Genomic DNA, 19106 nt, shown 5'->3' with positions numbered 1-19106 from the left:
TGATACAGCAGATTGACAAAATGCTGATTGCTATTTCATTTTCTATAAAAATATACTTTGGAGTGAATTATATGCCAAAAAGCAAATATCATGATATTTATCTGGATCTGAAAGAGAAGATAGAAAATAACTACTTCAAATATTCGGAAATGTTGCCGGTTGAGAACGAACTTATAAAACAATATGAGTGTTCAAGAAACACATTAAGAAGAGCCGTTTCAATACTGGTGTCTGAGGGTCACCTGCAAACAATGCAAGGAAAAGGTGTAAGAAATATTTATCAAAAACTGTCACCAAAAGCTTTTAAACTTGATACTATAGAAAGCTTTAAAGAGAGTGCAAAAAGAACCGCTAAAAGTTCATTCAATAAAGTGATTCTTTTTACAGATGTCAGATGTAGCGCAAACCTTGCAAAGCGTTCAGGTTTTATGGAGGGTGATGAGCTTTACTATATACAAAGAGTCCACTATATGGACGGAAAAGCACTCATTTTAAATCATAATTATTTTCTGAAATCCTCTGTAGGCGATTTAACAATTGATATAGCAAAAGACTCAATATATGAATACCTTGAAAATACACTCGGTATGAAGATTGTAAACAGTAAAAGGATAATAACTGTAGAAAAAGTAGATGAAATAGATGAAAAATATCTGAATCTTAATCTTGATGAATATAACTGTCTGGCGGTAGTCAGCAGTTTCACTTATAACAGTGACGGAATAATGTTTGAATACACAGTATCAAAACATAGACCGGATTGCTTCAGTTTCTGTGATAATGCTGTAAGAAAATAAAACAAGCTCACATGTCTTAAATCATATATCAAGGTTTAAGGCATGTGAGATATTATCAAACCATATTAAAATAAACATTAAAGTAAATAGTATCATTCTTATATGATATATGTATCTTTCCCTTATGTCTTTTAACAATATTTCCGGCAATAGAAAGACCTACACCATAACCTGATACATTACTGTTATGTGATTTATCTTCTCTGTAAAATCTTTCAAAAAACCTGGAGTAATCTACACCTTTACCTGACTTGTACGTATTATATACTACAAGCTTTGCTTTTTTAAAAGTGATACCATGTTGCAACAATCCGACTCCTACAGTTCCGCCGTCATCACAGTACTTATTCGCATTATCTATCAGTATATTTACAAGTTCATATATGGCACCGTCATCACCCGATATACATAAATTCTTTTGAATATTTGATTCAAAATTTTTGCCGCCCTTTATAGCCATTGATTTAAATGAATTTGCGGACTTCGTAACTATATCTGAAAAATTTATGTTTTTTTCCGCTACATCGGATTTCTCTTCAGATTTTTCTTCGAATCTTGCCAATACTACAAGTCTGTTTATCAGATCGGTCATACGCTCAACCTGTTCCTTGGTACTCTTTGTCCACTCATTTTCTCCTCCAATCATTTCACAAAGTTCATTATTGGCAGAGATTATAGCCAGAGGAGTCTTTAACTCATGGCCTGCATTGGTAATAAATGCTTTTTGATTCCTATAGTTCTCCATAAAAGGCATCATTACCTTACCTGAGAATATAACAAATATGATGATAAAAAATACCAGATTTGAGAAGAAGATAAAAACGGAAGTATCTATCAAATCCGCTCTGTCCTCTATATAGCTGGTAGTATCAAGTACTACAATCAATTTACTGTCATCTTCATGCAGGCTTAACTTATATGCAAACTTCTGCCCGTCTGTAGTTGTAAAATTTCCATATCTGTTTTTGCCTGATAAGATCTTTCTGATATAGAAAATAACATCTGTTTCTGAAAGATTTGCTATATGTTCAGTGTTCATAGTAATTACCTTGTTGGTACTGTCCACATAAGCACTGAAATATCTGTACTGAACTATTATATCCGGATTTGTCTTTCTGCCCAGAATCTTCTCCACTACTTCTTCATCAGGTAAAACTCCGTTATTTTTAGACAACAAATCCAAAATCTTATTTATTCTTTTTTCACTTGTTGCATACTTTGAAGCATTCAAAATGCCTATTATTGATATAAGCATGATACTGACTGCTATTGTAGCCACCACAATGAATTGTAAACGAAGTCTTCTAAACAAATCACACCTCTACAAGTTCAAACTCTCTATCTTCTTCTCCTAAAATATCCACATTGGCATTGATTGCTTTTAACTTCTGCTTCAGATATGAAATATATATCCAAACATATCCGGCATCCGAGTCGTCATCCTTGCTCCAGACATGATTATATATATACTCTGTAGAAAGTTTTTTATTTTTATTCAGCATAAGCACTTCCATAAGCTTGGTCTCCTTACCTGCCAATATTATGGAATTTTTGGCTGACAGCTCCTGCTGTGACACATTCAGCCTTACACTGCCGAATGTAAGTACATTCTCGTTATAATTTGTGTCTATTCTTCTTTCAAGAGAACGTATTCTGGCAACCAACTCTTTTAACGGTATAGGCTTTGTAAGATACTCATCCGCACCCAACTCAAGTCCTTCAATCTTGTCATCCAATTCACTCATAGCGGTAAGCATAATAACATATGTAGTATTGCCTGCCTCACGAAGTGCTTTTAAGACTTCAAATCCGCTCATCTTCGGCATCATCACATCAAAAATCATTAAATCATATGTACTGCTGTTTGCGGCTTCCAAAGCGGCTTTACCGTCATATACCTGTTCAACTTCATACCCTTGCATTATAAGCACTTGAGCATATGCCTTTGATAATCCTACCTCATCTTCTGCCAATAATATCTTCATTGCTTATCCTTCCTCTATCAATTTTCTTATTGTCTGCATATTTAAATCACATGATGCAAGCTCATCGGCACATCTTTTAAGCTCCTTTGTGATTCTTTCATGGTTACTGATATTTTTCTTATACTTCATCTGATGTTCAAGTGATGCCCATGAATCCATGACGATAGTTCTTAACTGAATTTCTATATAATACCTTCCGCTTTCATTGCCTTCACAATCCGGGTAAGGTGTTATTACCTCAAGTATCATATGATATGAACGATAACCGTTCGGCTTAACATTCAGTATATAATCCTTTTCTTCTACAACATTGATATTTTCCATATCTTTAAACAGGCTTACAAGAGTATATATATCATCAACAAAACCGCAGACTATTCTTACACCTATCGCATCTTTTATTTCCTTAAGTGCACTGTATGTATTTACCTTAAAGCCTTTTCTCTTACACTTTTCTATCATGCTGTCGTTGGTCTTTATCCTTGAGATAAAATGTTCAAAGAGTTTATAACCGGTCTTTAACTTATATTCATCATTTAGCTTATACACTCTCTTTGAAAACTCATCCAATATCATATCCAAGTATTTTTCATAGTTGCCATATATATTCATTGCATATATCCTTTTTACATTGATACAAATATTTTATCATAAATAAGTGTATAAAGAATGAAAAAAGGCTAAACTTTTTGGAGTTTAGCCTAAGAAAGATTTAAAAATTATTTGATATGCAAAAGTTCCACTGCAATCTGGAAGTAAATCACAAGTGAAACTGCATCAACTATTGTTGTAATAAGCGGTGCCGCCATAATAGCCGGGTCAAGATGTAACTTTTTTGCGGCAATAGGAAGCATACCGCCTATAACCTTAGCTAAAAATACTGTAGCAAAAAGTGCCAAAACCACTGTAAGTGCTACAAGCGGCTGTCCCGGATACTGTACTACAAGTCTTACAAAATTGACAGCACCCAAAATTATACCGACAATAACGGACACTCTTGCCTCTTTCCAGATAACCTTCAGTATATCTGAACTTGCAATCTCACCGATTGTCATACCACGTATAATCATAGTGGATGACTGTGAACCCGCATTACCGCCTGTATCGGTAAGCATAGGTACAAATGATACTAAAAGAGGCATTACCTTAAATGCATCTTCATATCTTGTAAGTATTCCGCCTGTAAGCATTGAACTTATCATAAGCACAAGCAACCAAACAATTCTGTTCTTTGCAAGCTCAAACACTCCGGTCTTTAGATAAGGCTTTTCAGACGGATGCATAGCCGCCATCTTCTCAAAGTCCTCTGTAGCCTCTTCTTCCATTACGTCCACAGCATCATCAATTGTGACAATGCCTACCAGCCTGTTCTCATGGTCAACCACAGGGAGAGAGAGCAGATCATATTTATTGAACAGGTCTGCGATTTCTTCTTTATCATCTGTGGTAACGGCCTTAATGACATTGGTGTCCATGATATCTTCCATTTTAACTTCATAGTCACTCATCAAAAGGTCTTTGACTGTTACCACACCCTCAAGCATTCTTTTTGCATCCATTACATAGCAGGTATATATAGTCTCTTTATCATATCCATGCTTTCTGATATAGGCAAATGCCTCTTCCACAGTCATGTTCTTTTTTAAGCCTATATACTCGGCAGTCATAATAGATCCTGCCGAGTTTTCAGGATACTTTAAAAATTCATTTATCTGAAGTCTTGTACTGGGAGCCGCATTTTGTAAAACTCTTTTTACAACCGTAGCAGGAAGCTCTTCAAGCATATCTACAGCATCATCCACATACAGTTCTTCAATTATATAAGCAAGCTCTTTGTCTGTAATACTGTTTATTATATGTCCCTGAGTTTCCACCTCCAAACAGGCAAACACATCACTTGCAAGTTCTTTCGGCAACATTCTAAAAACAATTATCTGTTTTTCAGAATCCAGCTCCTCCATAAATGAAGCAATATCAAACTCATTCATATCGCAGAGTTTTTCTTTTAATTGTCGGAACTGTTTTCTTGATACGAGATCAAATAGTATTTCTTTTATATTTTCTTCCATAGTCCCACCTTTCTCTGCAAAATTTATTTTAGATAATATCGGAAGGTTTCATAGACAGATCAATCCTACCCTTTATGGCATCTACTTTAATTACCTTTACTGTAACCTCATCTCCTATTTTCACCACATCTTCAACTTTCTCGACTCTGCGATCGGAAAGCTTTGATATATGAACCATACCGTCTTTACCGGGAGCCAACTCTACAAAGGCACCAAACTCTAAGATACGAACCACCTTGCCCTGCATAATCATTCCGGCTTCTATCTCTATTGTAATACCCCTTATGATGTCAACAGCCTTGTCAATCATTGCCTGATCAGTTCCTGAAACGGATACCAATCCGTCTTCACTGATATCAATCTTCACGCCGGTATCTTCAATAATCTTATTGATGGTCTTTCCCTGTTTACCTACTACATCACCGATCTTTGACGGACTGATCTGAATCTGTGCAATCTTCGGTGCATACTTGCTTATTTCTTTTCTGGGTTCAGCAATACATGGTTTCATACAAGTCTCCATGATAAAGTCTCTTGCTTCATGACATCTTGCAATAGCACCCTTTACAATATCCTTTGTAAGTCCATGTATCTTGATATCCATCTGTATAGCTGTGATACCGCTGTCTGTTCCGGTTACTTTAAAGTCCATATCTCCAAAGAAGTCTTCAAGCCCTTGAATATCTGTAAGAAGCACATAGTCATCATCCGATTCACCTGTTACAAGTCCGCATGAGATGCCTGCTACCATCTTCTTTATCGGAACACCGGCAGCCATAAGTGCCATACATGATGAACATGTAGATGCCATAGATGTCGAACCGTTTGACTCAAATGTTTCCGACACGGATCTGATGGCATATGGGAATTCTTCAGGAGCGGGAAGTACCGGAATAAGTGCTCTCTCAGCCAATGCACCATGTCCTATCTCCCTTCTTCCGGGTCCTCTTGAAGGTCTTGTTTCACCTACCGAGTAAGACGGGAAGTTGTACTGATGAATATATCTCTTTGTGGTCTCTGATTGATTGAGTCCGTCAATTTTTTGTGCCTCTGCCAAAGGTGCAAGTGTAACTACATTGCAAATCTGAGTCTGTCCTCTTGTAAACATAGCTGAACCATGTACTCTCGGTATTATATCCACTTCAGCTGCAAGCGGACGAATCTGAGTCATGGCTCTTCCGTCAGGTCTTTTCTGATCCTTTAGAATCATCTTTCTTACAGTCTTTTTCTGGTACTGATAAACAGCCTCACCAAGTAGAGACAACCACTCTTCTTTATCTGCAAAAGCTTCTTCAAGCTTTTCTGTTATAGCCTTTATATTCTCTTCTCTTATCTGCTTCTCATCTGTGAAAACGGCTTTTTCCATCTCATCCTGTGGCACTATCTCCCTGATTGCAGTGCTAAGCTCATCCGGAATGGTAAATGCGGTATAAGAATGCTTTTGTTTACCCACCTCTGCAACGATCTTATCAATAAATGCAATAATTTCTTTGTTCACCGAGTCTGCCTTATAAATAGCCTCTATCATCTTCTCATCAGGTATCTCATTTGCACCTGCTTCAATCATTATTACCTTATCTTTGGTAGATGCTACTGTAAGTTTAAGGTCTGATACAGCCATTTGCTCCTCATTCGGATTTACCACAAAAAAGCCGCCTACCATGCCTATCTGTGTTGTAGCACATGGACCGTCAAAAGGTATATCTGAGATTGCGGTTGCTATTGCGGAACCAAGCATTGCTGTAAGTTCAGGTGAACAATCGGGATCTACAGACAGTACAAGATTATTCAGTGTAACATCATTTCTGTAATCCTTTGGAAAAAGCGGACGCATCGGTCTGTCAATTACTCTTGATGTAAGTATAGCATTCTCACTTGCCTTACCTTCTCTTTTGTTGTAGCCTCCCGGCATCTTACCAACAGCATACATTTTCTCTTCATATTCTACTGACAGTGGGAAAAAGTCAATACCGTCTCTTGGCTTATCCGATGCCGTAGCGGTAGATAAAACTGTTGTATCTCCATAATGCATAAATGCCGCACCGTTTGCCTGTGCAGCTACTCTTCCGATATCCACTCTTAGAATACGGCCTGCTAGTTCCATTGAATAACTTTTAAATTCCTTACTCATTTCATCTCCTTTTGGCTTGCCGATATTCGAGAAGTAATCTTCTTGAAACATAAAAATATGAACTAGTGATAAATACTAAAAATATTTAGTACTTATCACTAGCTTCGGCTACAAGCCATAGATAAATCATAAAAAAGGTGGAGAAAAACTCTCCACCAATGTACTATAATCACACAAGGTTTCTAAAGAATTTTCCTTAAACGAAAACTGTGAAACCGAAGACTTCTTTATATTACTTTCTAAGTCCAAGCTTCTCTATAAGTGTACGATAACCCTCAAGATCCTTATTCTTAAGATACTGTAAAAGATTTCTTCTCTTACCGACCATCTTCAAAAGACCTCTTCTTGAGTGATGATCCTTAGGGTTTGTCTTCAAATGCTCTGTAAGCTCTGTGATTCTTGCTGTAAGAACTGCTATCTGAACCTCCGGTGAACCTGTATCACCCTCTTTTCTTGCATACTCTTCCATAATAGCTGTCTTTTTCTCTTTTGTAATCATTTTCTTTCTCCTTTTAAAAATCTTACCATATACATAAGGTAAGGTTGGAGTATCCATATCTCATGTATAGGCGTCACTACCAAAGTATAGTATCAAAATAAATAGGTAATGTCAATGGCGAAATCCTTTTGCAATTACCATTTGTGAGTTCTGATAAATGCTCCTATACTTTGACCTGTTAAGCTTACTATAAAAAGTATTCCACAATATATAAAAACACTTGCACCGGTAAAAATCATATAAGCCAAACACAGAATAAATACTCTAAATGAAAAGTACCAATGAAACCCGTTATCCATTGCAAATATTATAGATAAAACAAGTAAAATAAAAGGTATAACAGCTATTACTGCCAAAGCAAAAAGAGTCATTCTGTCAAAAGGGTCGTCTACCGGTATTAAGTATATCAAAAACGGCAATATATAATATGATACTGCGATTACAACAGTATATTTATATTTTTCAATTAGAATTTTTCGTAAAATTTCTTCCATACTTAGCTTATCCATACTTAGCTTATCCCTCAAAATCAGCCTGTAACAGTTATAATTATTGTATCATAAATCTATAATATTTACATTAAAAAAGCTGCCACACTTAGTGCAGCAGCTTAAAAAATTTCGTATTACTATAACAGATGCGCTCTTATCTCATCAGCACTCATATCAAGAAGGTAAGCAGGTGCTACATCAAATACCGTATGAGCTCCAATTTTTCCGTCTTTATGCATACGGTACGCCGCTCTTGCATATGCGACGATTACAGAAGCTGTGAATTCCGGGTTTGAATCAAGTTTCAGGCGATACTCAATAACATGATTGTTTTCATCTTTCCAGCCTGTCTTTCCGCTTCTGATAACAAATCCGCCATGTGGAAGTTTTGAATGATTCTTCTTCATTTCCTCAGCTGTGATGAAATGAACTGTTGTATCATAGTCGGCAAAGTAATTCGGCATTGTCTTTATCTCTTTTTCAATCTTTGCCTTGTCTGCACCCTCGGCAGCCACTACATAGCACTCTCTTGTATGCTTTTGTCTTGTAGTAAGCTCAGGGTTCTTTCCGCTTCTTACAGACTCAAGAGCCGACTCTACAGGTACAGTATACTGTCTTGCATCCAACACACCTTCAATCCTTCTGACAGCATCTGAATGTCCCTGACTTACTCCCTTACCCCAGAAAGTATAATCTGCACCGTTTGGAAGGATGGCATTTGCGTAAACTCTGTTTAATGAGAACATACCCGGATCCCAACCTACAGATATAAGTCCGAAGTGACCGGTTACCTTTGCAGCATCGTCCACCTTTGAAAAATGCTCCGGTATATTTGCATGGGTATCAAAACTGTCTATAACATTGAAATACTTGGCATATTCAGGTGTCTGAATCGGTAAGTCGGTTGCACTTCCGCCACAAAGCACCAAAACATCTATTTCATCCTGATAACTTAAAATATTCTCAACACTGTCTACCTTGGCATCAGATGTAAGAATCTTAACACCGGAAGGATCTCTTCTTGTAAATACCGCTACCAACTTCATATCCTTTGTATGTTTGATGGCACACTCAATTCCTCTTCCAAGGTTTCCATATCCCAAAATACCTATTCTTATCATTTTCTCACCGGCCCTTAACTGAATAAATCATTCGGGCAAATCCTTTCCTTAATATCAACTTAAACACCATGATAAAAAAGATAGAATACCTCCAAGACTCATCTTTGAGTATTCTATCCAAAAAATAAATATCATTCATAGCGAACTAAGTTGTCAGCTGTTTAGTATTATACAGGATTTTTCAAATAATGCAATAGGCAATTTAAAATATTGTGTCACATTATAAATAAATCGTTCAAACTCTCTGACATTGTAGGATGTGTAAATATAAAGTTTGCTATATCCCTTGCTTTGATGCCATGATCCATTGCCAGTTTTATAAAGTTTATCATCTCATAGGACTCTTCACAAAAAAGTGCCGCACCCAAAACAGTACCGTCTGAGGTAACCAAAGCCTTCAGCATTCCGTCAGTTTTTCTTAGAACCTTCGCCTTTGGAACGGCATTGGCACTTAAACTTAAAACTTTGTATTCCACTCCGGCAAGCTTTGCATCCTTTTCACTCATTCCGACTCTTGCAAACGGCGGGTTTATAAATACCGAATAAGAGAAAGCTCCTCTGTTTTGTGTAGTTCTCTTATCCTCTCCCATTATTTCATCATAGATTATTCTGCTGTCATCCAATGAAATATATGTAAACTGAAGCTTACCGCAAACATCACCTGCCGCCCAAATATTATTTGCACTTGTTTTTAAATGCTCATCAGTCTCAACAGCACCTCTATCAGTAAGCTTAACTCCGGCATTTTCACATCCTAATCCGTCAGTATTCGGTCTGCGACCTACTGCAAGTAAAATTACATCAGAGTCCAAAGTCTTTGATTCTTTTGCAACTTCATAATATAATTTACCCTCTTCAAGCTTAGTGACCTTTGCACCTGTAACAATCTCTACACCCTTTGCTTCCAATACTTCACGAATAGATTCTGCAATATCGTCATCTTCTCTTGGCAAGAATACATCACCGTCCTGAACTATAGTTACCTTACTGCCGAAATCTGCATACATAGAAGCAAACTCAAGTCCTATATATCCACCGCCTACAATAGTAAGCCTTTTCGGCAACTTATCAAGATTCATAATAGATTCTGATGTATAGATACCTTTACTGTTAACACCTTCAATATCCGGTATTACAGTAAGAGAACCTGTATTGATAATAAACTTCTTTGCTTCAATCTCTACATTTTTATCCTTTGTTGAAACAGTAATATGGTGGACATCTTTAAATGTAGCCATACCGTCAATAATATCTACTCCGGCACCTGCTATCTTATCATAATTTGCCTTACGAAGTGCAGCTGTAAGTTTCTTTTTTTCAGCAATCGTCTCCTTGTAGTACTGTGCTTTTTTCTCAAACTCTCCGTTTGGAGATTTTGACGCATCTGTTATAAGTCGCTTTGAAGGAATACAACCTACATTGATGCAGGTACCTCCATACATATTTTCATCTTTCTCAACCAAAGCAACACTTTTACCTGCTTTACTAAACTTTGCAGCAAGTGTTTTTCCGGCTTTGCCGAAACCGATAACAACTATATCATATTCAGCTTTCATAGCTTAACTCCTTTTCATTATAATTTTAGATTATTATACACCTAATTTTACACAATTGAAATACTTAAAATTAAATAACTATTCAACTGAAAAAGCATATAAGAGATATGAGAGACAGCTATATTTTAAAATATAATTTATCTGCTGCTTACAGTGCTAAAATCTTATCCTTTGATAATCCTGTAACTTCCATAATCAAACCTACATCAAAGCCCTTTTCTTTCATGACCTGTGCTATATTTTTCTTTTCAATCTCAGCGCCTTCTTGAATTCCTTTTTCAAGACCTTCTTGAATTCCCTTTTCAAGGCCTTTTTGAATTCCTTCTTCAAGGCCTTTTTGAATTCCTTCTTCCATAGCTTCCTGCCATCCCTTGTTCAGCATAATATCAATAACCTCACACATATACTTTGCCTCCTTTTCATGTACCTCTTCTATCACTTCCTCAAATCTGTTGTCATTTGTTATTGCAGACATCAGATTCAATACTTCATCTATATGTTCTATCTTATACATCTCAGGTTCATATTTATTATTTTTTCGAATCTGATACAGATAGTCAACCACTACCCTAAAGTCACTTTTAAACAGCTTTCTCTTTTCCTCAGGTAGATAAGCTATCTCGAAAAGATTGATTTTATAGTCATTTATATATGGCTTTAATCTATTATCCACATCTATTATACCCATTATATTTTTCGGATAATTCCATCTGCTTTTATGTCCTAAATACAATACCAATGTGATAACAGGATATTTCATTTTATCTTTGTTTTTTCTGTTGGCTTGCATACCATACTCTGCACCGTTATAGCTTATAACTCTTAGAGGCATCAGCTTGTCAGGGTCTGTCTGATTTTCAACCCCGAACATAGCAATATTTATCTTATTTCCCTGCCAATACTTTGCTACATCTCTGTCCTGATAGTTGATTTTTCTGCCTATCTTTTTTGAACTGCTTGTAGGTAAATCAATTAAATCATCCTCCCTTACTACCATCTCACCGTTAAACAGCAATACGTTTACTATATCCATAAAAACATCATTATACTGCTCAAGCATCTTTTCGGTTATATCTTTCTCTGCCATACTCCCTCCTATAAAATTGTTACAGAAACTAATTAGAATAAAATAATTATACGCTTAACATACCTCTTTAGAATAACACCACGTACCATAAATAATTGACTTTGTTTAGTCAATTATATCAATTTATAAATATATTTACAAGGTAAAACTAAAGGTGGAAACGGTGAGGAATAAATATTTGGTTACAGTACACCGGTATTATATTTTAATTGTGAAAGGTACCGAAAATTATTTTTTGATTTCATTATGATTGATTAGGTTGGTAGGGTTTCAGTTGATAAACTCTACCAACTGAATTTTTTGTATCTGAGTTATCAATAGAACTCATCTATATTCTTCCATTCATTAGATGCCATACTCCATATCTCCACTATTCCAAATATACATAATAACTGATACAGGATTCTTCCTTTCTTCCCAAAGCCATCCTGAGTAAGTAGTTGAATTTCCAAAGTAACCTTCTGTAATAATCTCAAACTCACAATTTTTATAACTTTCCATAAATTCCTCTAAATAAACGGCATTACCCATAAAACGTCCTTTACCTAAGGTTTTATTAAAAATCAACACACTGCATAGGCTTAAATCACAGTCATTAAAACGAATTTCACCTGTATATTCTTTTTCTTCATTGTCAACATATCTAAATAATGTATCCGCCTTTAGAGTAAGCATTTTATTATGGAATTTTATTTCCTTTACTCTGCTGCCGTTAAGGCTGAAAACAATATTTTTTTGTCTGATAAATTTATCCATGGTCCTCCATCGGTTATAAAACTATATTATATGCACTCCTGTATACCTAACAAATACTTTCTCTATAAAAGATTTGAAAGCGACCTCATTACAAGGTCAATATCCTGATTTTCCAGCTCCTGTATCACATGCAAGTATGTTTTCTGTGTGGTAGTCATACTTGCATGTCCAAGCCTTCTTGCTACACTGGCGATAGACACTCCTGCATATAGCAAAATAGAAGCATGTGTATGACGAAGCCCATGCACAGAGATAACCGGAATATTCAGCTTCTTACAATACCTTACCAAAATATCGTTAACTGTGGAATTATAGACATTATTATCCCTTACAAATATTGGTTCATCTGCCGGAAGCTCCTTTACAAGGGTTGCAAATTGCATCACCACCTGCCAGTCAATCTGTATCTTTCGCACTGATGATTTGTTTTTTGTAGGTGAAAAACCTCCACCCTCCTTATAATTCCAGGTCTTGTTCACCGATACGGTCTGATGTGCAAAATCAAAATCATTCGGTGTAATCGCAAGGCCTTCTGAAAATCTCATTCCTGTCTTTGCCAAAAGTAAAATGAACCAATCCCAACTTACTTCATTTGAAAGAGTCAGGCTCTTTAAAAGACTGTGAAGTTCAAATTGGTTCAAATACTTAACCTTCTTTTTTGACGGAATCTTCCCCTTGATAATAACCTTCCTTGTCGGATCTCTTGGAACAAGCCCCTCATCCACCGCATCCAGTATAGCACCCTTTAGCTGGTGATGAAAATCCATGGTTGCCTGACGCTCATGCTCCTTGGCATAGTCATTGATAATCTGCTGATATTCAACCCTTGATATATCACATAGACGAAGAGTTGGAGCCAGTTTCTCCACCCATATAAGACTCATCTTATACTTTGACAGCTTCATGGCGTGCAGTCGAAGGCTCGACCAAACAGGAATGTACCTGAAGAATGAGTATTCAGTTTTCAAGGGACATCCGGACTTTCGTCCTTACAAAGTAAGTTTAACAAGAATCCTCCGGTTTCGCGTTGGCCTCGTAGGTGCACTTTGGTTGTCATTGCAGGACTACCTGCGGTTCGTTTTGACTTTTCAGTGTCCTATGCAGCCGGATTAAGGCAACAAAATACCCCATTGGTTTCCCAACGAGGCACCGAAGATGATTCTATATAAGCCTGAATTCTCCTCAATAGCAACTTGCTTCAGGGGCATCATGAAAAGCGTAAATACCAACTTAGTCAGCAAGATAAATAACCGGACATTCCACACGCAGTTTTAGATTTTTGTATTGTGAAACGGGCAGACTGCCATGCCGTGACAGTTGACCTGAATGCCGTATATCTCTGCCGCCTGTCCGGTAGTAACATTGGTTTTTATCTCTTCAAATACATTCAATAGGCTGTTCCTCCAAAAATAATTGTAATCTTTTCTGTAAATTTTACGTCTAATAGATTGACTATGCAATGTAATCAACATATAATATAAGTGCAATAGCAAGGAAAGGAGTTGAAATTCATGGCTACCACAACTAATTTCAGTGTCCGTATGGACAGCGACATCAAGAAACAGTGCGAAGCACTGTATGGTGAATTAGGCATCAACCTTACTACCGCTATCAATGTGTTTCTTCGCCAGTCGCTCCGTGTCGGCGGTTTTCCTTTTGATGTTCGCATGGAGCAACCGAACAAGGAAACGATGGCAGCAATGCTGGAAGCAGAACGCATTGCCCGTGATCCGTCTGTAAAACGCTACTCTGATATAGAGGAAGCATTGAGGGCGTTAAAAGAATGATTAAACATTTAGACATTGTTTGGACAAATCAATTTAAGAAGGACTACAAGCTGGCGATGAAACGTCATCTTGATATTGACCTTCTGGACGACATCATTCGCAAACTGGCAAGCAGCGAACAGCTTCCAGAAAAGAATAAAGACCACGCTTTAACCGGAAACTGGGTCGGGCATCGTGAGTGCCACATTCAGCCGGATTGGCTATTGGTCTATCGGATTGAAAATGATTTGCTCGTCTTGACATTATCCCGAACAGGAACGCACAGCGATTTGTTTGGAAAGTAAGAAAATGCACTCGGTACAAACGCCGGGTTCATTTTTCTTTCCGCAGAAATGAAAAAGCACCTTGTCCTGAATCAAATGACTATTTTCCCGAACATTGCTCATCACTTATCCTCCCAAGATTGCTTCATCTTCTTCCCATTCTCACATACCATAGCGTGGAACAGAATCATGTTGGACAGTTCATCTGCAAGTTGGATTCCTTTTCTTGCTTCTTCTGTTTTTACTCGCCCCATAAACGAATGGATCACACTCATATCCATCGGTTTTTCGGACATCTTCATCAGAGAATCCATCGACACTTGAAGATATTCAGAAATCTTATGAAGTTCAATCGCGGTGATTGCTCTTGCACCATTCATAATTTTGCTCATGGAGGGGCTACGCTTTTTTTAGCTGGTGCAGATTATGAGCGCTATGGAAAAGCAAAATTGACACGGCGATACCTCCTCGGAAACCGCCGTATCCTTAAAAAAGGCGACTTTACCGCACTCCCCGTAAATCCATTTTTTCAAAAGGAAAGTGGCGGCTTGAAATATAATATTTCAAAACCGCCGTCTGATTTTTAACACGCAAAATCGTCATTGAATGGCGGTTTTATGTGTTTACTGAAGATTGAATTTTCTCCGCCTGCATTAAGCGTCAAGTCAAAGAAACAGCAGCGCAGCGCAAGTCACGTCTATGAGAGCCCCAACAACGCTTGTTATCGTATAAATTTTCTTAGATTCCTTGTCCGTTATTTCTTTTGCAAGGTAGTAAACTCCTACACCCAAAATGAGAATACCGATGATAAGACCAACGATTTTAATTGCCATTATTTTTTCCTCCATTTCAATAAGAACGCTGAATTTGTGATAACCAACACCGAACCGACATTATGAACCAACGCACCCACCACCGGGTTCAAAGTTCCGATGATGGCCAGTACGGTGGACGGTCACGAAGAACGGGACATTCATATCTACTAAAATTTCGTCGGATATATCGAAGCATAAGCCGTCATTCTTTATTCGAGGTTGACTAAGCAATTCCTCCTTCCTACTGATTTTGTCATTATCCCTTGCTATATTTAACCAGCAATATATCTAAGAACTTTACCCAGACAATCTCTGCTGTTATCAGTAGATACCTGTTCATTACTTCCTGGTGTACTAAGGGGCATCGCTCCCCACATAAAATGTTGATTATAACAATCTAGCGGAATACACCGATCATACCGGACTTGCCCTGACTTACGGTATATACCTGTCCCGGATTGCAAATGCCATCGGGGATGAGCTTTCCACCGCCCTGCTCCGGCACGGAAACAAATTTTTCTTCAAAGGTATCAAGGTCGATATAGCTGAAGTTCACATCATAGAACTCCATTCCACCCGGCTTTTTCAGCTGTTCCTTGACACGACGGCGCATTTCCGGCGCAAATACAAGAATTTCTTCAATCTGTTCCTTCGTGAATTTTCCATCCGGATACAGCAATTTCACATAGCCGCCCACAATCTTGCGGACAGCAATTGTATCGCGCTGGTTCAGGTTTTTCCCAAGGCGGAAGTACTTATCCAACGCATCCCCATACTGTTCTTTCCGCAGTTCTCAGATAAACTCCGCCAGATAATCCGTGATAAAGTCGTAATCATTGGTAAAATGCTCCGAACGAAACTTCGGAATCTCCCAGTCTGGAATATAGCCATGCAGACGGTCAAGAAAGGCTGTGTCCGTTCCCATCTCCAGCGGGAACGGGTCAAACAGAGAGTAAGTCTTGAGCAACACATCTACGCTCTGATTGATACAAGCTTCATTCGATACTGCTCCTTCGCAAAAAAATTAGCAGCCAGGCACCGAAGCGCATGACTGCTATGTAAGGAACGGTATTCTGTTTTAGGTCTACAAACCGGAAGTTATCTGAGCAATTTATATATTTCGTAGGCAACCGGCTCACACCACTCATTCGATGTCTCTTCACCCGGCACTTCAATTGCCAGATGAGAAAACCATTCATCCGGTGCGGCACCATGCCAGTGTTTCACTTCTGCCGGAATATTGATACAGTCACCAGGCTTCATTTCTACAGCATCTTCTCCCTCTTCCTGATAATATCCTCTTCCGGCAATACATACTAAGATCTGCCCACCTCCACTTTTTGCATGATGGATGTGCCAGTTATTTCTGCATCCAGGTTCAAATGTCACATTGAAAATTCCAACCTGAGAAGTGGAGATCGGTGCAAGAAAACTTCTGCCAGAAAAATACTGTGCAAAGCCATCATTTGGTGCACCAATTGGGAATACCATCTCTTTTGCATGCGCCCGCATTGCTTCCTCTTCGTATGGTAAATCTCCTTCACCTGCCTCCCACACTTCCTTTGCAAGATTGAAAACAGCCCATGCTTTTGGCCATCCTGCATAGAATGCGACATGTGTAATCACTGCAGCAATCTCTTTTTGCGTCACACCATGATTTTTTGCATTTTGAAGATGATATTTTAAAGAATAATCCGTAATTCCGGAAGCCATCAGAGCAACCACTGTAATGATACTTCTTGTTTTTACATCAATATCCCGGTTGTTCCAGTTTTCACCGAAAAGCACATCATCATTAAAATGTGCAAACTCCGGTGCAAATTCACCAAGTGCATTTCGTCCTGCTGTTTGTACTATTTTTTCCATATTCTGTATACCTCCATAGCACTGTTATTTATAAAGATTTTAACCACTCACTGATTTCCTGTTGTGTTCCACGATTTAACAGGCTGCCTTCTGCGATCACCGCATCTGGTGCGGATGGCTGCAATTCCTTTACAGTATTACCGAATCCACTTCCACCGGATGTTGCAAAAAGGACGATCTTTTTACCGCTGAAATTATAAGCTTCCAAAAATGTATTGATAATTGTTGGAGCTACATACCACCAGATAGGGAATCCCAGAAAGATCTCGTCATAAGAACTCATATCTATCTCTTTCTTCATAATCTCCGGTCTGTATTTCTTATCACTCATTTCTACACTGCTTCGGGATTTTTTATCCATCCAGTCAAGATCAGCCTTTGTATACGGAACTTTCGGCTCAATCTCAAATAAATCAGCTTTTGCTTCCTCTGCAATCATCCCTGCTACTTTTTTTGTTATTCCGCTTGCACTGAAAAATGCCACTAATTTTTTGCTCATAATAAAAAGCCCCTTTCTTTGCGAATTTCTTGTATAAAAATAGATATATAAGATTTGAATTTCTCTTATACATCTATTTTATACCCCATTATTTTATTATGTCTAATGCTTATATCGAATTCTATTCTATGCCTGAAAAGCATTTATTTCTTCTATCATTTTACTGACTGCCAGAGAATATTGGATGTTTCGCCTCCAGGCAATCACCGTACTTGTCATGATTTCGGGAGAAATTCTTCGCTGTACAAGAATGTCCTCTCTCCAATACTTTGCGGCACCTTCGATTGATATTGAATACCCCAATCCATTTGCCGCCATGACTCCTGCATTGGTTCCAAGATTACTCGTAAAAGCAATCTGCAAGTTCGAAAAATCTTTTCCAAACCAATTGGCAAGTTCACTTTGAATATTCATCCTTTCGGGCAGAATCAATGGTTTTCCGATGAGGTCTTCTTTTTTTATAAGCTCTTTTTCTGCCAGCGGATCATCCGGTCGCATTCCGACACACCAATGATCACAATCTGCAATACGAATATAATCCAGCCCTTCGGTGTCCATTGGTTCTAGGAATAATGCAATATCTACAAGTCCTTTTTTCATCATCTCATAAACCGTATCTGCTGTTGCGGTATGAAGTGCAATCTGAACCAGTGGGTATTTTTCTTTATACGTTTTACATATCCTTGCCAAGGTCTCTACCGCCGCAAATTCACCACATCCAATGGTTATAGTGCCCTCTACCACATCTTCTTTTCCCTTCAGTTCCTTCAGTGTTTTTTCTTCAAGATTAAGGATTTCCAAGGCACGTCTTTTTAATAAAATTCCCTCATCAGTAAGGGTATTCCTTTTACCATTTCGAAGAAACAATGTAATTCCAAGCTCATCTTCCAATGCAGTCATTTGCCTGGAAAGCGTTGGCTGTGTAATATGCAATTGTTCTGCCGCTTTTGTAAAGCTCTGTTCTTTTGCCACCGTCAGAAAATAGCGCAATAGTCTTAATTCCATATTTTTCATTCCACAACTTCCGATTTGTATCGCCATTCTTACTCTCTATTTTATCAGATATCGCCTACAAATTCCATAGCTTCATAGCTCAAACAGCAGTGAGGAATAAATATTTTATATTTTTATCTCTATTCCCCTTTTTTACTTTCCGGCATTTTATCCACTACTGCGTTGTAAATTATTTGTGTTATCCACTTTTTATGGGCGTATTATGCCAATTTTGAAATTTTGTGGATAACTTACTGTTTTTTTAATATTGCATCTTCCCTTCAATCACCTCCTATGATACAATAACCCTGTCATTCGAGATATATTGTTGTATATCTCAAAATGTAGGATACATCTTCCTCTGTTATCTTGAGTCTGCGAAAACTTTCGA

Annotated in this window: 21 protein-coding genes and 1 pseudogene; 4 read left to right on the top strand and 18 right to left on the bottom strand. The window is 37.8% G+C overall.

Annotation, left to right across the window (positions count from 1 at the left end; genetic code table 11):
• The first annotated feature begins 71 nt into the window (after positions 1 to 71).
• A complete protein-coding gene (locus HMPREF0381_RS08200; protein ID WP_242824412.1) occupies positions 72 to 797 on the top strand; it encodes a UTRA domain-containing protein in 726 nt (241 codons plus the stop codon).
• 55 nt (positions 798 to 852) lie between these two features.
• Here HMPREF0381_RS08200 and HMPREF0381_RS08195 read toward each other — a convergent pair whose 3' ends face one another.
• The 12 genes from HMPREF0381_RS08195 to HMPREF0381_RS08140 form a co-directional block, all read right to left on the bottom strand.
• A complete protein-coding gene (locus tag HMPREF0381_RS08195; RefSeq protein ID WP_040461306.1) occupies positions 853 to 2109 on the bottom strand; it encodes a sensor histidine kinase in 1257 nt (418 codons plus the stop codon).
• A gap of 1 nt (position 2110) precedes the next feature.
• Positions 2111 to 2782 (bottom strand): response regulator transcription factor, encoded by a 672-nt coding sequence (locus tag HMPREF0381_RS08190; protein WP_008751493.1) that lies wholly within the window; start codon positions 2780 to 2782, stop codon positions 2111 to 2113.
• Positions 2783 to 2785: 3 nt separating this feature from the next.
• Positions 2786 to 3394 carry a GTP pyrophosphokinase gene (locus HMPREF0381_RS08185; RefSeq protein WP_008751492.1) on the bottom strand — a complete coding sequence of 203 codons (609 nt, stop codon included), beginning with the start codon at positions 3392 to 3394 and terminating at the stop codon, positions 2786 to 2788.
• Positions 3395 to 3501: 107 nt separating this feature from the next.
• Complete coding sequence (gene mgtE / locus HMPREF0381_RS08180) at positions 3502 to 4851, bottom strand: magnesium transporter (RefSeq protein WP_008751491.1); 1350 nt, start codon at positions 4849 to 4851, stop codon at positions 3502 to 3504.
• 28 nt (positions 4852 to 4879) lie between these two features.
• A complete protein-coding gene (locus HMPREF0381_RS08175) occupies positions 4880 to 6982 on the bottom strand; it encodes a polyribonucleotide nucleotidyltransferase (protein WP_040461303.1) in 2103 nt (700 codons plus the stop codon).
• Positions 6983 to 7214: 232 nt separating this feature from the next.
• On the bottom strand, positions 7215 to 7481 hold the full coding sequence (rpsO, locus tag HMPREF0381_RS08170; protein ID WP_008754825.1) for a 30S ribosomal protein S15: 267 nt from the start codon (positions 7479 to 7481) through the stop codon (positions 7215 to 7217).
• A gap of 134 nt (positions 7482 to 7615) precedes the next feature.
• Entirely contained in the window at positions 7616 to 7990 is a 375-nt protein-coding gene (locus HMPREF0381_RS08165; RefSeq protein WP_008751488.1) for a hypothetical protein, read from the bottom strand.
• Positions 7991 to 8109: 119 nt separating this feature from the next.
• The gene (locus HMPREF0381_RS08160; RefSeq protein WP_008751487.1) at positions 8110 to 9093 is read right to left on the bottom strand and encodes a diaminopimelate dehydrogenase; all 984 of its coding nucleotides are present in this window, start codon (positions 9091 to 9093) and stop codon (positions 8110 to 8112) included.
• A 215-nt stretch (positions 9094 to 9308) separates the two neighbouring features.
• Complete coding sequence (locus HMPREF0381_RS08155; protein WP_008751486.1) at positions 9309 to 10649, bottom strand: FAD-dependent oxidoreductase; 1341 nt, start codon at positions 10647 to 10649, stop codon at positions 9309 to 9311.
• Between the two features lie 148 nt (positions 10650 to 10797).
• Positions 10798 to 11736, bottom strand: coding sequence for an Rpn family recombination-promoting nuclease/putative transposase (locus HMPREF0381_RS08150; protein ID WP_008751485.1), 939 nt, complete (start codon positions 11734 to 11736; stop codon positions 10798 to 10800).
• 345 nt (positions 11737 to 12081) lie between these two features.
• On the bottom strand, positions 12082 to 12492 hold the full coding sequence (locus tag HMPREF0381_RS08145) for a hypothetical protein (RefSeq protein ID WP_008751484.1): 411 nt from the start codon (positions 12490 to 12492) through the stop codon (positions 12082 to 12084).
• A gap of 62 nt (positions 12493 to 12554) precedes the next feature.
• Positions 12555 to 13397 (bottom strand): site-specific integrase, encoded by an 843-nt coding sequence (locus HMPREF0381_RS08140; RefSeq protein ID WP_008751483.1) that lies wholly within the window; start codon positions 13395 to 13397, stop codon positions 12555 to 12557.
• Positions 13398 to 14003: 606 nt separating this feature from the next.
• Between HMPREF0381_RS08140 and HMPREF0381_RS08135 the strand changes: the two genes are divergently transcribed.
• Both HMPREF0381_RS08135 and HMPREF0381_RS08130 read left to right on the top strand, forming a co-directional pair.
• Complete coding sequence (locus tag HMPREF0381_RS08135; RefSeq protein ID WP_008751481.1) at positions 14004 to 14279, top strand: type II toxin-antitoxin system RelB/DinJ family antitoxin; 276 nt, start codon at positions 14004 to 14006, stop codon at positions 14277 to 14279.
• A complete protein-coding gene (locus HMPREF0381_RS08130; RefSeq protein ID WP_008751480.1) occupies positions 14276 to 14563 on the top strand; it encodes a type II toxin-antitoxin system YafQ family toxin in 288 nt (95 codons plus the stop codon). The genes HMPREF0381_RS08135 and HMPREF0381_RS08130 overlap by 4 nt, the downstream gene beginning before the upstream one ends.
• A 101-nt stretch (positions 14564 to 14664) precedes the next feature.
• Here the strand turns inward: HMPREF0381_RS08130 and HMPREF0381_RS15590 are convergent, their stop codons facing one another.
• On the bottom strand, positions 14665 to 14796 hold the full coding sequence (locus HMPREF0381_RS15590; RefSeq protein WP_278244431.1) for a hypothetical protein: 132 nt from the start codon (positions 14794 to 14796) through the stop codon (positions 14665 to 14667).
• A gap of 87 nt (positions 14797 to 14883) precedes the next feature.
• On the opposite strand from HMPREF0381_RS15590, the gene HMPREF0381_RS15180 reads away from it, so the two are divergent.
• A complete protein-coding gene (locus tag HMPREF0381_RS15180; protein WP_154647094.1) occupies positions 14884 to 15129 on the top strand; it encodes a hypothetical protein in 246 nt (81 codons plus the stop codon).
• 78 nt (positions 15130 to 15207) lie between these two features.
• Here HMPREF0381_RS15180 and HMPREF0381_RS15025 read toward each other — a convergent pair whose 3' ends face one another.
• The 5 genes and pseudogenes from HMPREF0381_RS15025 to HMPREF0381_RS08100 form a co-directional block, all read right to left on the bottom strand.
• Positions 15208 to 15375 carry a hypothetical protein gene (locus HMPREF0381_RS15025; RefSeq protein ID WP_169311800.1) on the bottom strand — a complete coding sequence of 56 codons (168 nt, stop codon included), beginning with the start codon at positions 15373 to 15375 and terminating at the stop codon, positions 15208 to 15210.
• Positions 15376 to 15757: 382 nt separating this feature from the next.
• Positions 15758 to 16345, bottom strand: a pseudogene (locus tag HMPREF0381_RS14625) (BREX system Lon protease-like protein BrxL); the annotation flags it as partial.
• A 110-nt stretch (positions 16346 to 16455) separates the two neighbouring features.
• Positions 16456 to 17223, bottom strand: coding sequence for a carboxymuconolactone decarboxylase family protein (locus HMPREF0381_RS08110; RefSeq protein ID WP_008751474.1), 768 nt, complete (start codon positions 17221 to 17223; stop codon positions 16456 to 16458).
• A gap of 28 nt (positions 17224 to 17251) precedes the next feature.
• The gene (locus tag HMPREF0381_RS08105; protein ID WP_008751473.1) at positions 17252 to 17722 is read right to left on the bottom strand and encodes a flavodoxin; all 471 of its coding nucleotides are present in this window, start codon (positions 17720 to 17722) and stop codon (positions 17252 to 17254) included.
• A 126-nt stretch (positions 17723 to 17848) separates the two neighbouring features.
• Entirely contained in the window at positions 17849 to 18727 is an 879-nt protein-coding gene (locus HMPREF0381_RS08100; protein WP_040461800.1) for a LysR family transcriptional regulator, read from the bottom strand.
• Between the last annotated feature and the right edge of the window lie 379 nt (positions 18728 to 19106).

Source organism: Lachnoanaerobaculum saburreum DSM 3986, assembly GCF_000185385.1.
GTDB lineage: Bacteria > Bacillota > Clostridia > Lachnospirales > Lachnospiraceae > Lachnoanaerobaculum > Lachnoanaerobaculum saburreum.
Note: the sequence above shows the minus strand (reverse complement) of the source record. Positions and strands in the feature narration are given on the sequence as shown.

Excerpts from the sequence above, each read along its gene's own strand:
- HMPREF0381_RS08200 (WP_242824412.1), top strand. The coding sequence starts at position 72 with ATGCCAAAAAGCAAATATCATGATATTTATCTGGATCTGAAAGAGAAG.
- HMPREF0381_RS08190 (WP_008751493.1), bottom strand. The coding sequence starts at position 2,782 with ATGAAGATATTATTGGCAGAAGATGAGGTAGGATTATCAAAGGCATAT.
- HMPREF0381_RS08185 (WP_008751492.1), bottom strand. The coding sequence starts at position 3,394 with ATGAATATATATGGCAACTATGAAAAATACTTGGATATGATATTGGAT.
- mgtE (WP_008751491.1), bottom strand. The coding sequence starts at position 4,851 with ATGGAAGAAAATATAAAAGAAATACTATTTGATCTCGTATCAAGAAAA.
- HMPREF0381_RS08175 (WP_040461303.1), bottom strand. The coding sequence starts at position 6,982 with ATGAGTAAGGAATTTAAAAGTTATTCAATGGAACTAGCAGGCCGTATT.
- rpsO (WP_008754825.1), bottom strand. The coding sequence starts at position 7,481 with ATGATTACAAAAGAGAAAAAGACAGCTATTATGGAAGAGTATGCAAGA.
- HMPREF0381_RS08165 (WP_008751488.1), bottom strand. The coding sequence starts at position 7,990 with ATGGATAAGCTAAGTATGGAAGAAATTTTACGAAAAATTCTAATTGAA.
- HMPREF0381_RS08160 (WP_008751487.1), bottom strand. The coding sequence starts at position 9,093 with ATGATAAGAATAGGTATTTTGGGATATGGAAACCTTGGAAGAGGAATT.
- HMPREF0381_RS08155 (WP_008751486.1), bottom strand. The coding sequence starts at position 10,649 with ATGAAAGCTGAATATGATATAGTTGTTATCGGTTTCGGCAAAGCCGGA.
- HMPREF0381_RS08150 (WP_008751485.1), bottom strand. The coding sequence starts at position 11,736 with ATGGCAGAGAAAGATATAACCGAAAAGATGCTTGAGCAGTATAATGAT.
- HMPREF0381_RS08145 (WP_008751484.1), bottom strand. The coding sequence starts at position 12,492 with ATGGATAAATTTATCAGACAAAAAAATATTGTTTTCAGCCTTAACGGC.
- HMPREF0381_RS08140 (WP_008751483.1), bottom strand. The coding sequence starts at position 13,397 with ATGAAGCTGTCAAAGTATAAGATGAGTCTTATATGGGTGGAGAAACTG.
- HMPREF0381_RS08135 (WP_008751481.1), top strand. The coding sequence starts at position 14,004 with ATGGCTACCACAACTAATTTCAGTGTCCGTATGGACAGCGACATCAAG.
- HMPREF0381_RS08130 (WP_008751480.1), top strand. The coding sequence starts at position 14,276 with ATGATTAAACATTTAGACATTGTTTGGACAAATCAATTTAAGAAGGAC.
- HMPREF0381_RS15590 (WP_278244431.1), bottom strand. The coding sequence starts at position 14,796 with ATGGGGCGAGTAAAAACAGAAGAAGCAAGAAAAGGAATCCAACTTGCA.
- HMPREF0381_RS15180 (WP_154647094.1), top strand. The coding sequence starts at position 14,884 with ATGAAGTTCAATCGCGGTGATTGCTCTTGCACCATTCATAATTTTGCT.
- HMPREF0381_RS15025 (WP_169311800.1), bottom strand. The coding sequence starts at position 15,375 with ATGGCAATTAAAATCGTTGGTCTTATCATCGGTATTCTCATTTTGGGT.
- HMPREF0381_RS08110 (WP_008751474.1), bottom strand. The coding sequence starts at position 17,223 with ATGGAAAAAATAGTACAAACAGCAGGACGAAATGCACTTGGTGAATTT.
- HMPREF0381_RS08105 (WP_008751473.1), bottom strand. The coding sequence starts at position 17,722 with ATGAGCAAAAAATTAGTGGCATTTTTCAGTGCAAGCGGAATAACAAAA.
- HMPREF0381_RS08100 (WP_040461800.1), bottom strand. The coding sequence starts at position 18,727 with ATGGAATTAAGACTATTGCGCTATTTTCTGACGGTGGCAAAAGAACAG.